14 protein-coding genes and 1 tRNA gene are annotated in these 13,765 nt (G+C 37.6%); 13 read left to right on the top strand and 2 right to left on the bottom strand.

Annotated features, from left to right (window positions below; genetic code table 11):
- Positions 1-77: 77 nt before the first annotated feature.
- The 3 genes from QM491_RS17780 to QM491_RS17770 all read left to right on the top strand — a co-directional run bounded on the left by QM491_RS17780 (position 78) and on the right by QM491_RS17770 (position 3,133).
- Complete coding sequence (locus QM491_RS17780) at positions 78-1,742, top strand: S41 family peptidase (RefSeq protein WP_283328912.1); 1,665 nt, start codon at positions 78-80, stop codon at positions 1,740-1,742.
- A gap of 149 nt (positions 1,743-1,891) precedes the next feature.
- On the top strand, positions 1,892-2,587 hold the full coding sequence (gene tsaB / locus QM491_RS17775) for a tRNA (adenosine(37)-N6)-threonylcarbamoyltransferase complex dimerization subunit type 1 TsaB (protein ID WP_283328911.1): 696 nt from the start codon (positions 1,892-1,894) through the stop codon (positions 2,585-2,587).
- A gap of 33 nt (positions 2,588-2,620) precedes the next feature.
- Positions 2,621-3,133 carry a DUF2480 family protein gene (locus tag QM491_RS17770; RefSeq protein WP_283328910.1) on the top strand — a complete coding sequence of 171 codons (513 nt, stop codon included), beginning with the start codon at positions 2,621-2,623 and terminating at the stop codon, positions 3,131-3,133.
- Between the two features lie 162 nt (positions 3,134-3,295).
- On the opposite strand, the gene QM491_RS17765 is transcribed toward QM491_RS17770, so the two are convergent.
- On the bottom strand, positions 3,296-3,811 hold the full coding sequence (locus QM491_RS17765; protein WP_283328909.1) for an HNH endonuclease: 516 nt from the start codon (positions 3,809-3,811) through the stop codon (positions 3,296-3,298).
- Between the two features lie 947 nt (positions 3,812-4,758).
- Between QM491_RS17765 and QM491_RS17755 the strand changes: the two genes are divergently transcribed.
- From QM491_RS17755 to QM491_RS17735, 5 genes are all read left to right on the top strand, one after another.
- A complete protein-coding gene (locus QM491_RS17755) occupies positions 4,759-6,120 on the top strand; it encodes a BatD family protein (protein ID WP_283328908.1) in 1,362 nt (453 codons plus the stop codon).
- 56 nt (positions 6,121-6,176) lie between these two features.
- On the top strand, positions 6,177-7,286 hold the full coding sequence (gene aroC / locus QM491_RS17750; RefSeq protein WP_283328907.1) for a chorismate synthase: 1,110 nt from the start codon (positions 6,177-6,179) through the stop codon (positions 7,284-7,286).
- On the top strand, positions 7,286-7,738 hold the full coding sequence (locus QM491_RS17745) for a nucleoside deaminase (RefSeq protein ID WP_283328906.1): 453 nt from the start codon (positions 7,286-7,288) through the stop codon (positions 7,736-7,738). Before aroC ends, QM491_RS17745 begins: the two co-directional genes overlap by 1 nt.
- A gap of 231 nt (positions 7,739-7,969) precedes the next feature.
- The gene (locus QM491_RS17740; RefSeq protein ID WP_166552624.1) at positions 7,970-8,581 is read left to right on the top strand and encodes a superoxide dismutase; all 612 of its coding nucleotides are present in this window, start codon (positions 7,970-7,972) and stop codon (positions 8,579-8,581) included.
- A 104-nt stretch (positions 8,582-8,685) separates the two neighbouring features.
- Positions 8,686-8,762, top strand: a tRNA-His gene (locus QM491_RS17735).
- A 41-nt stretch (positions 8,763-8,803) separates the two neighbouring features.
- On the opposite strand, the gene QM491_RS17730 is transcribed toward QM491_RS17735, so the two are convergent.
- Positions 8,804-9,730: a serine hydrolase gene (locus QM491_RS17730; protein WP_283328905.1), complete on the bottom strand. Its 927-nt coding sequence runs from the start codon at positions 9,728-9,730 to the stop codon at positions 8,804-8,806.
- Between the two features lie 97 nt (positions 9,731-9,827).
- On the opposite strand from QM491_RS17730, the gene QM491_RS17725 reads away from it, so the two are divergent.
- From QM491_RS17725 to QM491_RS17705, 5 genes are all read left to right on the top strand, one after another.
- Entirely contained in the window at positions 9,828-10,274 is a 447-nt protein-coding gene (locus QM491_RS17725; protein ID WP_283328904.1) for a DMT family transporter, read from the top strand.
- Positions 10,275-10,282: 8 nt separating this feature from the next.
- Positions 10,283-10,813 carry an NUDIX hydrolase gene (locus tag QM491_RS17720; RefSeq protein WP_283328903.1) on the top strand — a complete coding sequence of 177 codons (531 nt, stop codon included), beginning with the start codon at positions 10,283-10,285 and terminating at the stop codon, positions 10,811-10,813.
- Between the two features lie 119 nt (positions 10,814-10,932).
- The gene (locus QM491_RS17715; protein ID WP_283328902.1) at positions 10,933-11,865 is read left to right on the top strand and encodes an SGNH/GDSL hydrolase family protein; all 933 of its coding nucleotides are present in this window, start codon (positions 10,933-10,935) and stop codon (positions 11,863-11,865) included.
- Positions 11,866-12,005: 140 nt separating this feature from the next.
- On the top strand, positions 12,006-12,956 hold the full coding sequence (locus tag QM491_RS17710) for a sensor histidine kinase (RefSeq protein WP_283328901.1): 951 nt from the start codon (positions 12,006-12,008) through the stop codon (positions 12,954-12,956).
- Between the two features lie 2 nt (positions 12,957-12,958).
- Positions 12,959-13,744 (top strand): LytR/AlgR family response regulator transcription factor, encoded by a 786-nt coding sequence (locus tag QM491_RS17705; protein WP_283328900.1) that lies wholly within the window; start codon positions 12,959-12,961, stop codon positions 13,742-13,744.
- Positions 13,745-13,765: the final 21 nt, after the last annotated feature.

Below are 13,765 nucleotides of genomic sequence, written 5' to 3'. Positions count from 1 at the left end.
ATAAATAAATTTCATATCTCTTTATTATTGTACTTCGTTATATTCTCATTGGTGTAGAAAGCTGAATTAATCCTATTATGAAATTAAAACGACCTTACCGAGCCCTTTTGGCGACTTCTGCTCTTGTTGGAAGTTTATCTCTTGCTTCATTTACCGACCAAGGAGAGCGTTTTTTTGAAATTGCCAAAAACCTTGATATTTACGCTACGCTTTTCAAAGAGCTAAATCGCTATTACGTAGATGAAATAAATCCAAATCGTACCATTAAAATGTCTATCGACGCCATGTTGAAGTCATTTGACCCTTATACCGTATTCTATGCAGAAGACGATATTGAGGACTATATGACAATGACTACGGGCAAATACAATGGTATCGGCATTGTAACGGGCAATCGTTCGGGACGCATCACCGTAATGGCAATCGATGAAGGAACTCCAGCTGAAAAATCTGGGCTTCGTATTGGCGATGAAATCGTAAAAGTAGATGGTATTGAGCTAAATAAAAAAGGTATCGACCCCGGCAAACTCATCAAAGGTCAGACAGGGACTCTTGTAAAGCTTACAGTAAAACGCTACGGTAGCAACAAATTCGAAGATATTAGCGTAACACGCGATGTGGTAAAAATGAAGAACGTAACATACTACGGTATGATAAACGACGAAGTGGGCTATATCGACCTCAAGGATTTTAATACAACTGCCGCCAAAGAAGTTCGTCAGGCATTTGCTGAATTGAAAGAAAAAGGAATGAAAAAACTCATCCTTGACTTGAGAGAAAATCCAGGAGGACTCCTAAACATGGCGGTAGATATTTGTAATATTTTCTTACCAAAAGATTCAGAAATAGTTTCGACCAAAGGAAAAGTCGAAGAGTGGAACAAAACCTATTCGGGGGTAAAAGCTGCCGTAGATGTAGATATGCCTATATCGGTGTTGACCAACTCGAGAAGTGCTTCGGCTGCCGAAATCGTAGCAGGTGTTATCCAAGACTACGATCGTGGAGTGTTGGTTGGACAAAGAAGTTATGGAAAAGGTCTGGTTCAAATCACTCGTGATTTACCTTACAATACCAAACTCAAAGTAACTACTGCCAAATACTATATCCCGAGTGGTCGTTGTATTCAGGCTATTGACTATAGTCACCGCAACCCTGATGGTAGTGTAGGAAAATTGCCAGATTCGCTCATGACGGCTTTCAAAACCGTTCGTAGTGGTCGTACTGTTTATGATGGTGGTGGTATTTTGCCTGATGTTGAAGTCGAAAAACCAACTCCTGCGGTAGTAACCCAATCATTATCAGGAAGATTGATTTTGTTTGATTATGCTATCAAATACCATTTTGAGCATCCAACGATTAAGCCTGCTAAAGAATTTTCTTTGAGTGATGCCGAATATCAGGATTTTGTTAAATGGGCCGCTACACAAACTTTTGACTATACCACTCAGGCTGAAAAGGACTTGAACGAACTTGAAGCTTCAGCTAAAAAAGAAAGGTATTATGACGCTGTAGCCGACCAATTGAAGGTTTTACGTACAAAACTTTCACACAACAAAGAAGCTGATATGATGAAGTTTAAGGATGAAATCAAAACAGCTTTGGAGCAAGAAATTGTAGTGCACTACTACTTGCAGAAAGGTACTCGCGAACAATCTTTTGCTAAAGACCCAGAAATACAGGCCGCCCTCAAATTATTTGGCGACATGAACCGTTACAACAATATCTTGAAAGGAAAGAAATAGTATTCTGGCTATAAATATTTCGTAAATTTGTGTGCTTGGGGAGCAATTCTCAAGCACATTTTTGTTTAGATAGAGTGGGAGATTGAATTCATACAGTTTTTGACTTACTCCCAAGTAAAAACATTCGCAAAGCGAAATCTCAAATCATTATGTCTCTGATTGTTAGTATCGATACTTCGACCAAAGTTTGTTCCGTAGCATTACACAAAGAAGGCAAGCTTTTAGGTCTTTCAGAATTATTTACCGAAAAATCTCATTCAGGTATGTTGACTACATTGGTTGAAAATGTAGTTAAACAAGCTGGCTTTGAGCTTTCTCAACTCGATGCCATTGCAGTTGCCAAAGGTCCAGGTTCTTATACGGGCTTGCGTATTGGTGTTTCTACTGCCAAAGGCCTTTCTTTTGCTTTAGATAAGCCTTTACTTTCTGTAAATACCCTCGAAGCAATGGCCACACAACTCAAAGATTTGTATAGTGCAGATACTTTACTTTGTCCTATGATTGACGCTCGTAGAATGGAGGTGTATTGTGGTATTTGGAATACTGAAATGGAAACGATTAGTGAAATTGAGGCCAAAATTATTGACGAAACCGCTTTTATTGAGTTATTAGAAAAACAGCCTATTGTATTTTTTGGAGATGGCGCTACCAAGTGCAAAAGCCAAATTACACATTCTAATGCTCATTTTCCAAGTACAGAGCTATATCCGTCAGCTCGCACTGTAGGTGTGCTAGCTTACAAGGCTTTTCAAGAGCAAGCATTTGAAAATGTGGTGAGTTTTGAGCCTTTCTATTTAAAAGACTTTGTTGGAACAACTCCCAAAAATGCCCAAAATAAGGTCTAACATTTATTAAGCATTAATTTTAAGTTTTATTTTATGGAATTAGACGACCCAATTATCAATAAAGTAGCCAGCAGTGGGTTGGTTACACTCGACCTTGAGGATTATTATCATCAAGGCGAAAGAGTGATTTATGATCTGAAAGACAATTTATTTATGGGAATGATTTTGAAAGAAAAAGATTTCCGTGAATTTCTCAAAAATCATGATTGGTCTATCTATGAAGGTAAAAATGTAGCTATCATTTGCTCAGAAGATGCCATTGTTCCTACTTGGGCTTACATGCTCTTATCACTTAAATTAAGTCCTTATGCAAATACTGTAGTGTACGGTGATTTGAGACAACTCGAAGACAAGCTGTACTATGACGCTATTGCCAAAATTAATCCTTTGGATTATGCAGATGCAAGAGTAGTGGTAAAAGGTTGTTCAAAAGTACCTGTTCCTACATCAGCGTATGTAGAAATTACTCAAAAGCTCATGCCTCACGTCAAAAGCCTCATGTTTGGCGAGCCATGTAGTACCGTGCCTCTTTACAAGAAAAAATAAATCTGATTTGAAAATATGGAAATTTGAAGATTTGAAAATGATTTTATAAGACAACGCAACACTTTATGCGATTGCTACTTGTTTATGGGATTTTTGTACTTGTATTCAACTACAAATACTATTTTTCAAATCTTCAAATCATCACCTCTTCAAATTTTCAAATTAAAATACTGCCTTCTCTCTTTTTCCCAAAAACGGAATCCAGCTTGATTCTAGGTTTCCACCCAAATCACGCAGAAACATAATAAATGAAGGCTTAAATGGCTTGCTTCTGAGTGGCATATTAGCTTCTTCTGGTGTTAAATCTCCTTTTTTCGAATTACATCTTCGACAGGCTGTCGTAAGATTATCCCATGTAGTACGCCCCCCACGCGACTTTGGCATAACGTGGTCCAGAGTAAGGTCATCTTTGGAGCCACAATACTGACATACATTGTGGTCACGACGGAAGATATTTTGACGAGACAAAATAACACCTTTGTAAGGCATATAGATATACTTATGGAGGCGAATAACCGAAGGCATAGGAAAAGCCCGAGAAATACTATGTAATTGCTCGTTTTCGGATTCGGCCACCAAATCGGCCTTATTTAGGTACACTAACAAAAATGCTTTGGGAATAGAACAAACGGCTAATGCTGTGTAATCTTGATTTAATACTAAGACTTTCCGACCCATAACTAATTCAATTTTTAGTGAATAATATGGTCATCAGCCGAAGGTATTTTGTCAGTCACCTCTACTAATGACCTCAACGCTTGAGATGTTGGAATATATGATTGATATGAAACATGCTTGTTTTAGTAAAATTCAATTGCGCAAGGCTAACAGGATTATGTAAACAAAGTGGTAGTGGATATGCAGAAATGGGGCTTTTCTTAAACCATTGAGTTTTCCACATACTTGCAAATTAATGATAAATATCAATAATACAACTCGTATATTCAAAAAAAATTTCTCCATAACTATTTGTTAATGAATATATTATATACGTAATAAAAGAGGCCTGTACCAAAGTTTTTATACTTAGATACAGGCCTCTTTATTGTGCCATCAGATTATATCGAAACTACGTTAACCTTAGAGGGATTCTCCTCTTCAAACGATTAAAGCATTTAGTAATTAACTTTTCGTACGTCTTGCCATATCTTTCAAAACACCATTCATGCAAGAACTTAATTTCATCGATGGCTAAGTTTTTAATTGCCTTTCTTAGCTCTTTTTCAAATAACTTTGCGTCGAAACTTACTTTTTCAAGTATCATTTTGACATAGTCTAAAGCTGTCATAGTTTAAATTAGATTTAATAATCTTGGTTTTTAAGTTACTAGGTTAAACGGTTATTTAAGTTTGAATAGTGTCTTCTTGAGGTAAAAGTCGTAAATTGCTTAACAATTAACACTTCAGACACATAGGCATTTCTTCATCCCAAACTCAAAGTTTTCTTTTTAGTGTGTCATATTCGTCAACGAATAAATCTGGAATTGAAAACATTAAATCATTCAAAACTCATAAAATAGTATCTATTGACGAAAAACGGTGAAATTTACAAATAAATATATCAATATTCCAATATTATTTTGTTTTTTATTCAGCTACTCTCTTTTAGCTCAGGAAAACGCACCCATGCTTATTTTGGGTGAGAAGACCATCCCGATGGATGGATTTTTTACTATAACAACAGTCGTAAAAACAAGTCCTGACCAGCCTTTTCCTGAATGTAAATTTCCCGAGTTTACAGAGTTTACCAAACGTGGGTACTCGAAGTCCATTGCCCGTTCGGTCATCAATGGACAGCCCACAGTAACTTATAATATTACCCAAAACTATCAACCTAAAAAAGATGGTACTTTAAAAATAAAACCGTTTAGAGTGCTTGTTAATGGCGTAGAAATCAAAAACGAAGGAGTTATTGTGATTGTTAATAAAACTACAGCCAGCTCGAATTCTGAAACTGAGAACGAAGAAACATTAGAGTCAGTAGCTGAAGGCAATCAAAAAGACTTAGTAAATGTAAAAGAAAACGCTTTCTTGGCTATAAGTACCAACAAGTTAGCACCTTATGTGGGTGAAAATTTCACTTTAACACTGGCTTTTTATGTAGCCGAAAGCAATACCGCTGATATACAATTTGATAAAAACGATATTCAAATTCCTGAAATTATAAAAAAAATAAAACCTGAAAGTTGCTGGGAAGAAAGTTTTGGGCTTACCGAACCACAAACCTCGATAGTCAAACTAAATGGACGAACCTACACTCAATACAAGTTTTATCAAGCAACTTTTTATCCCCTCAACAGTAAAAAGATAAGCATACCAGTAGTAAATCTCCGACTGCTAAAAGACTTTGACGAAAAAGAATCTAAAAAGCGTAATTATGTAACCTTTTCGAGTAAAGCATTTACAATACAACCCAAAGATTTACCTACTCACCCTCTTAAGCAACTGGTCTCGGTTGGCAACTTTTCTCTAAAAGAAAATATCAGTAATAGTAAAGCACAAACAGGACAATCTATTGACTATCAAATTCAAATTATTGGAGATGGAAATATCTCAGTAATTCGTTTGCCTGAAGTAAAAAATGATAGTACATTCGACTTCTTTCAACCTGATATTAACTCGATTGTGTCGCCACAAGGCAGTAAAATTATTGGTACAAAATCTTTTACTTTTCATATTATTCCCAAACAGGCTGGTAACTTTGCAATGTCAAAGTATTTCAATTGGGTATTTTTCAATCCAACAACAGCTCAATATGATACGCTTAAGCCCAAGGTGGTTATCCATACTACAGGTCGAACCATAAGCACAGTAGATACTCCTAATGCTGAAAATTCGACAATTTATGATGGACTAGAGAATATCTCGACACCCGAAGGAACAAGTAATTTGATTAGACTTCTCAAAAACGAAGCAAATATCATCATTATCATTATGCTTGCAGGATTGATTTACCTGTTTTTACCAGGCAAAAGAACCAGACAATAACATCGACTCATTGGCGGTTTGAAGTACCCCTTGCCAAGAGTCAAATCATTCAAAAAATGAGCAGTACATACGGTAAATTATTTAAAATTAGCACTTTTGGTGAATCGCACGGACAAGCAGTTGGGGTAGTGGTAGATGGGTGTCCCGCAGGAATTCCTTTTGATGCTGAATTTATTCAAAGTGAGTTAGACCGCCGTAAGCCAGGGCAGTCACGTATTACAACGCAACGCCGCGAAGCAGACGAGTTTCAGGTAGTTTCGGGTGTATTTGAAGGAAAAACCACAGGTACACCAATAGCTATGTTGGTTTGGAATGGTGACCAACGTTCGAAAGACTATTCGCATATTGCACAACAATTTAGACCTTCGCATGCTGATTTTACTTATCAAGCAAAATATGGCGTCCGTGATTATCGCGGTGGAGGTCGTAGTTCTGCTCGTGAAACAGTGGCTCGTGTAGCAGCGGGAGCTTTGGCAAAGTTGGTATTAAAAAATATTGGTATCGATATCAAAGCTTACGTTTCGCAAGTAGGTAAGTTAAAATTAGAAAAATCTTATCAGGAGCTCAACTTGGCATTGGCAGAAGATAATGCTGTTCGTTGTCCAGACCCAGCCTTAGCGCAAGAAATGTTCGATTATATTGATGAAACTCGTAAAAAAGGAGATTCAATTGGAGGAATTGTTGACTGCGTGGTAACAGGCACACCTGTGGGCTTAGGCGAACCAGTATTTGATAAACTTCATGCCGAGCTTGGTAAAGCCATGTTAAGTATCAATGCTGTAAAAGGCTTTGAATATGGCAGTGGTTTTGCTGGCGTAGAAATGTACGGCTCTGAGCACAACGACGAGTTTTTTATCGAAGATGAACAAGTAAAAACCAAATCCAATCATTCTGGAGGTATCCAAGGTGGTATTTCAAATGGTGCTGATATTTACTTCAGAACAGCCTTCAAGCCAGTAGCAACCATTATGCAGGACCAAGCGAGCGTTGACCAAGAAGGTAATATCGTTACGGTTTCTGGCAAAGGACGCCACGACCCGTGTGTAGTACCTCGTGCAGTACCTATTGTAGAGGCAATGGCAGCATTAGTTTTGGTAGATTTTTACCTTCGTAACCGTGCCACACAAGGATTGGCGTATGAACAAGAAGAAAAATTAGAGTTTTAATGCAAAAGAATAATTCCCTTTTTTCGGATGAGTATTTTATGCAATTGGCACTTTACCAAGCAGAGATAGCCATGGAAAAAGGGGAAATTCCAGTAGGGGCAGTGGTCGTTTGTCAAAACACCATCATTGCTAAAGCACATAATCAGACCGAATTATTACAGGATGTGACCGCTCATGCTGAAATGTTAGCACTCACGGCAGCAGCCAATACACTCGGAGCAAAATACCTTCGAGATTGTACTTTGTATGTGACACTCGAACCTTGTATTATGTGTGGAGGAGCTTTGTATTGGTCTCAAATAGGAAAAATTGTCATTGGTGCTATGGACGATAAAAGAGGCTGTTCGAAAGTAAGTCCAAAAATTTATCATCCCAAAACACAAATTATCACTGGCGTGTTACAAGAGGTATGTGAGAGTATGCTCAAAAGCTTTTTCAAAAAACTACGGTAGTATATTCTTCTTACCATTGGCTCATTCAGTTCTTAGATTTTCCTTAATAAACAACCCTTAGAGGAACTTATAGCCGCTGAAGGCAGTTTTTTAGATAAAGACTCATAGTCAAAAACAAAGGCGACTTAGTAATAGATTGTAGTACCTATATAAGTTTTTAATTAGGCAATCTATTTCAGAAGTACTTGACAGATATATTTTAAACTCAATTAACTTAATTAACTTAAAAAAATGGCATTCGTATTAGACCCACTACCATACGCTAACGATGCGTTGGAGCCGCATTTTGATGCTTTGACAATGGAAATTCACCATGACCGTCACCACAATGCTTACGTAACAAACTTGAACGCTGCTGTAGCAGGTACAGAATTAGAAGGTAAGTCTTTGGAAGAACTTTTGGCTTCTATCAGCACGCTTTCGCCAGCAGTTCGTAACAACGGCGGTGGTCACTTCAACCACAACTTGTTCTGGAACATTCTTTCTCCAAACGGTGGTGGTGCTCCAGTAGGTGCATTGGCTGAAGCTATCAATGCTAAATTTGGTTCTTTCGATGAGTTCAAAGCTGAATTCAAAAAAGCGGCTATCAGTCGTTTTGGTTCAGGTTGGGCTTGGTTAGTAGCTCAAAAAGATGGTTCTATCGCTATCTCTTCTACGCCAAACCAAGACAACCCATTGATGGACGTAGCTGATGTTAAGGGTTTTCCTGTAATCGGCTTAGACGTTTGGGAACACGCATACTACTTGAAGTTCCAAAACAAACGCCCAGATTATATCGACGCATTCTGGAATGTAATTGACTGGAATATTGCTGAAGCTAGATACCAATCAGCTAAAGCATAGATAATCAAAAACTTAGGCAATACTTTGATTTTTTTTAATAAAAAAAGCTTCAAAGTATTGCCTAATATTGATAAAATACCTAATTTTGCATCACCAAAAAAACGGAGAGTGTAGCTCAGTCGGTTAGAGCATCGGTTTGTGGTACCGAGGGTCGTGGGTTCGAGCCCCATCATTCTCCCCAAAAGGTTATCTTTTCAGATAACCTTTTTTATTTTACCCCAATCAGTACCATTTTTCTATTTCTGCTGGTGCTGTCCATTGGAATTTAGGCTCATAATGCTCCCAAACTATTTTAGAAACGTTTCTTAATAATTGATACCCTTCATTATTTCTCGTCCATGATTCGTCCTTTTGATTTTTAGTGGTAACACAAACTACATAGTCACCAGAAGGAGCATTTACTAAAAACACCTCAGACCTTGACTGATTTACTGCACCTTGTTTAGATGCCACCTGAATCGTTGGAGGAATTTGGCTTAGGGCTTCGCCATCCCAATAAATCCTCACCATATTGCGGTAAATACGCTCGCTAGCAGCAGGGCTTATTACTTCTCCTTTTCTAATTTTTACTAATAATTCAGCCATTTCTCTAGGGGTAGTTTGTCCCCAGCCATAGATTTTTCGATACGCTTCACGACCAGCAGTACGCGAGTTGACCCTAGTATTTTCAAAACCATTAGCAGCTAGCCATTCGTTGATAGCTGTGCCAGTAGCCATAGCCTGACACCAAAGACTGGCGGTGTTGTCAGAAGTAGTAATCATCAGCATAGCAACTTTACTCAAAGCGATTTTTTCACCATCCTTAAACGATCCTAAAATATCTTCTCCCGCATACAAAAGGGAGTCTTTGTAAGTAAGAATCGCATGATAATCCAATTCGCCCTTTTCGATTTTGTTGAACAAACCAATGGTTATAGGTACTTTAATCATACTTGCTGTTGGAAAAACGGTATCTGCTTGAATAGCAACGCCCGTATTTTTTTTCAGATGTTTCACATAAATGCCTGCTACACCCTGAAAGTCTTTTACGAGAACTTGAAGCTTTTTCTCCAGTGCTTTATCCGTTTTGAAAGAATTCGTGGGAGCTTGGGCAAAGAGTTGAGAAGAAAATAAAATGAACAGAATCTTGAGGTAAAATGTTTTTCTCATAGTTTTTGATGAAATTGGTGAAAGTTTACAAAAGGCAAACGCCTTTCAACCAATTTACTATTTATCGAGCAATTACAATCTCTCTTGTACCTATAAAATGCAACAATTCATTTTTATTTTCTTAGCTTTTCTTTGTGGGGCTGTATTTCCTACGCAGGCTGCATTTAATGGTAAAATGGCCGCAATTGTAGGTCATCCGATTTTGGCGGCTATCCTCTCATTTATCACAGGACTCATTGCTTTGGTTGTCTATGCAGTTGTCACCCAGATCCCTATGCAACAATTTACGGCATTCCGTACAGCACCTTGGTATGTTTGGTTAGCGGGTATCTTAGGGGCTTTTTATGTAAGCACGATTGTGGTATTAATGCCTCGATTAGGAGTAGCCCTAACTTTTGGTTTGGTGATAGCTGGGCAAATGACCATTTCGATACTAATGGACCATTTGGGTTTATTTAATCTCCCTGTACGTGAAATATCGGCAGGACGCCTCTTGGGGGCACTTTTATTATTAGCAGGTGTTGTACTTATTCGTAAATTCTGATGACAAAGATGAAATTTTGTCCACAATGTGGAAAAGAACTCGTGTATAAAATCAAAGATGGCAGAGATAGACATTTTTGTCCCGACGAAAGTGAATGTGGATATGTCCACTGGAACAATCCTATTCCTGTAGTAGCTGCCATAGTAGAACATGAAGGAGAAATTATTTTGGCACGCAATGCCGCTTGGCCAGCCACATGGTATGCCCTCATTACAGGGTTTTTAGAGTCTGGAGAGACGCCAGAAGAGGGAATTATTCGTGAAGTAAAAGAAGAACTAAATCTTGACGGCGAAATCGTAGAATTGGTAGGCCTATATGAATTTCATCGAATGAACCAGTTGATTATTGCCTATCACATCAAAGCTACGGGCAATATCGAACTTTCGGAAGAATTGGTGGATTACAAACGTCTAAAACCTGAAGAAATCAAGCCTTGGCCAGCAGGTACTGGACAAGCTGTACAAGATTGGCAAGCTAAAAGAGGTATTTTCAACGAAATGTTTGATTTTACAAAAAGCTCATCAGCTACAGATGAATAAACTCAACTGCTAAGTAGAATCGCTAGCCAAAGACGAGACATATTGTTAACTTTAATACTAATCTCTTCAAAAAATAAAGCTTAAACAGCTTCAATTATATGTATTCTCCTCGCACAACTATGAAAAAGATCTCTCTTTGCTTTCTTGGGGTTGCACTAATGCTTCTATGTCAACATAGCTTTAGCCAAAAGTTTTTTGATCCTTCGGTCAAAAAAGTATTATTTCTCGGAAATAGTATTACCTATTCGGGTGAATATATACAGCTATTCGAAACGATTTATCGTTTACAAAATCCAGAAAGTAAGGTAGAGTTTTATAATTGTGGACTTCCGAGCGAGACAGTTTCGGGGCTTTCTGAAGAAGGGCACGCCAATGGTCGATTCCCTCGCCCAGTATTATTTGAGCGTCTTGATAGGGTTTTGAAAATGATTCATCCAGATGTTGTTATTGCTACTTATGGCATCAACGATGGTATTTATCAGCCTTTTTCAGAAGAACGTTTTTTGAAGTTTCAGGAAGGTATCCAAAAACTTCATCAGCAAGTAGAAGCCATGGGGGCAAAAATTATCCATGTGACACCTTCGGTTTATGAAGAAAAGAAAAACGACGCGACATTCAACTACGCTGAGGTCATGGATCGCTATGCACAATGGCTTATTGCTCAAAAAAAATGGGAGGTTATTGACACCCATTTTCCTATGAAAAAGGCTTTGGAAGAAGCGAAAAAGAAAAACCCAGATGCTACACTCGCCTCCGATGGTGTGCATCCCAACTCACAAGGACACTGGGTAATCTGTAGAAATATTTTGACCTATTTTGGCTTGAAAAAAGCCAAAAATGCAGAGGTTTGGACAGAATTATATCCTAATCGCTCGGTAAGTAATCTGTTATTACTTTTCCAAAAAATCCAAGCAAGACATAATATCCTCAAAAACGCTTGGCTTCGAGCTACCCAGCACACACGCCCAGAAATGCCTGAGGGTTTACCAATGGATGAAGCACTCACAAAAGCAAAAGCCCTTCAAATTGAAATAGATAGTCTTTTGAAATAAACAAAAACCCTTTTCACCGACAAGCTTTTCCTATTCACCGAGAAAGTGAATTTAACTACCTGTTTTTTTTGTAGATTTGATTGGTTTACGCTCAAATTTTCATGCTCAACAACTTCATATATAAGCGGGTAATAGGAGGGATGGCACTATTAGCTGCCCTTCTGGTCAATTTACCGATTATTATTCTCAACTTAGAACATTTACACAATTGGCAAATTGCCTTAATTGATGTAACAGTACAGGTATTTTGTTGCTTTGTGCTTGGGATAAGCGTGGTAGGTGTTTTGATGGAGAAAACGCCCTATATCTGGATAAATCGCTTCAAAATGCTTGTGATTTTTGGTTTATTGATAGGTTATTGCTTTATGTTGGCAGGACTCAACAGTCTATTTCTTCCTGTGCGAATGGGCATGATTTCATCGATTATCATGCGTGGAGCGGTAGTGATAGTCATGATGTACCTATGGAGCAAAAATCTTATTGAGGCTGAAAGAAAAAATGCACTTTTACTCGAAAACCAGCAATTGAAACATGACAACGTGCTTTTTCAATTAAATGCGCTCAAAAATCAACTCAATCCTCATTTTTTATTCAATTCACTCAATACCCTCAGTTGGTTAATTAACCAAGATACCGCCAAAAGTCAGGAATATTTACAAAAACTTTCGCAGGTATTGCGCTATTCGTTGAGTATGCAGGAACAACAGTTAGTGAGTTTAAAAGATGAATTGATATTGGTAGAAAACTATGTTTTTTTGTTACAAATGCGTTTTGGTAATAATTTACACATTAATATTAGTCCAATAGAGCCCACACCTTATCAGATTTTACCTCTTTCGATTCAGTTATTGATAGAAAATGCTATCAAACACAATGTGGTGTCATCGAGTAAGCCATTGCAAGTTGATATTTCATTTGAAGAAGAACATATCCTTGTTTCGAATAAAATTTCACCCAAACTTCATGCTGAAGGTACAGGCATTGGGTTAGCAAATTTAGACAATCGATATAAACTTATGACAGGCAAAAGTATTTCGATTCAAAAAGGTACATTATTTACCGTTAGATTACCCTTGATTAAGCAATCATAAAAATGAATCATCCACTAAAAATAGTCATTGTAGAAGACGAGCCCGCAGCCGCAAGCCAATTGCAATTTTTGTTGGGACAGATAGATACTCCTGTAGAAATTATTCACATCATTGAAGGCGTTGAAGAAGGTTTGGCTTGGTTTCAACAAAATACAATGCCCGATTTGATTTTATCGGATATACAGTTATCAGATGGCGTTTCTTTTGAGATATATGAACAAATTTCTTTAGAAACACCCATTATTTTTACCACTGCTTTTGACGAATATGCTATTCGTGCTTTCAAACTTAATAGTATTGATTATCTATTAAAACCTATCGATCAAGAAGCGCTTACGGCTGCGATTCAAAAGTTTAAGAACCAACAACTTTATCATTATTCACAATTACAATCGCTTCTTGCACAACAGGCATTTATGGCAAAGAATTATCGACAAAGTTTTTTAGTCAAATTTAGAGACAAGCTTATTCCTATTAAAACTGAAGATTTTGCTTTTTTTTATATTGATCAAGGTATTGTTTATGGACAATTATTAGATGGGAAAAAATACAGCTTAGAGTTCAAATTAGAAGATTTAGAGCAACAGCTCGACCCAGCCTATTTTGTGAGAGCCAATAGGCAGTTTATACTCAGCAGAGAATGTGTTGTCACCATCGAGAGTTATCCACATAGTCGAGTGAATATCCAAACTCAGCCCAAAGCACCTTCAGACATCATTATTAGCAAAGAAAAAGTGACATGGTTTAAGAAATGGTTGGCGAATGAAATAACAGCAATAAAGGCGTAAGGAGAACATTTCCCTACGCCT

Source organism: Flectobacillus longus (genome assembly GCF_030056705.1).
GTDB classification, from domain to species: Bacteria; Bacteroidota; Bacteroidia; order Cytophagales; family Spirosomataceae; genus Flectobacillus; species Flectobacillus longus.
Note: the sequence above shows the minus strand (reverse complement) of the source record. Positions and strands in the feature narration are given on the sequence as shown.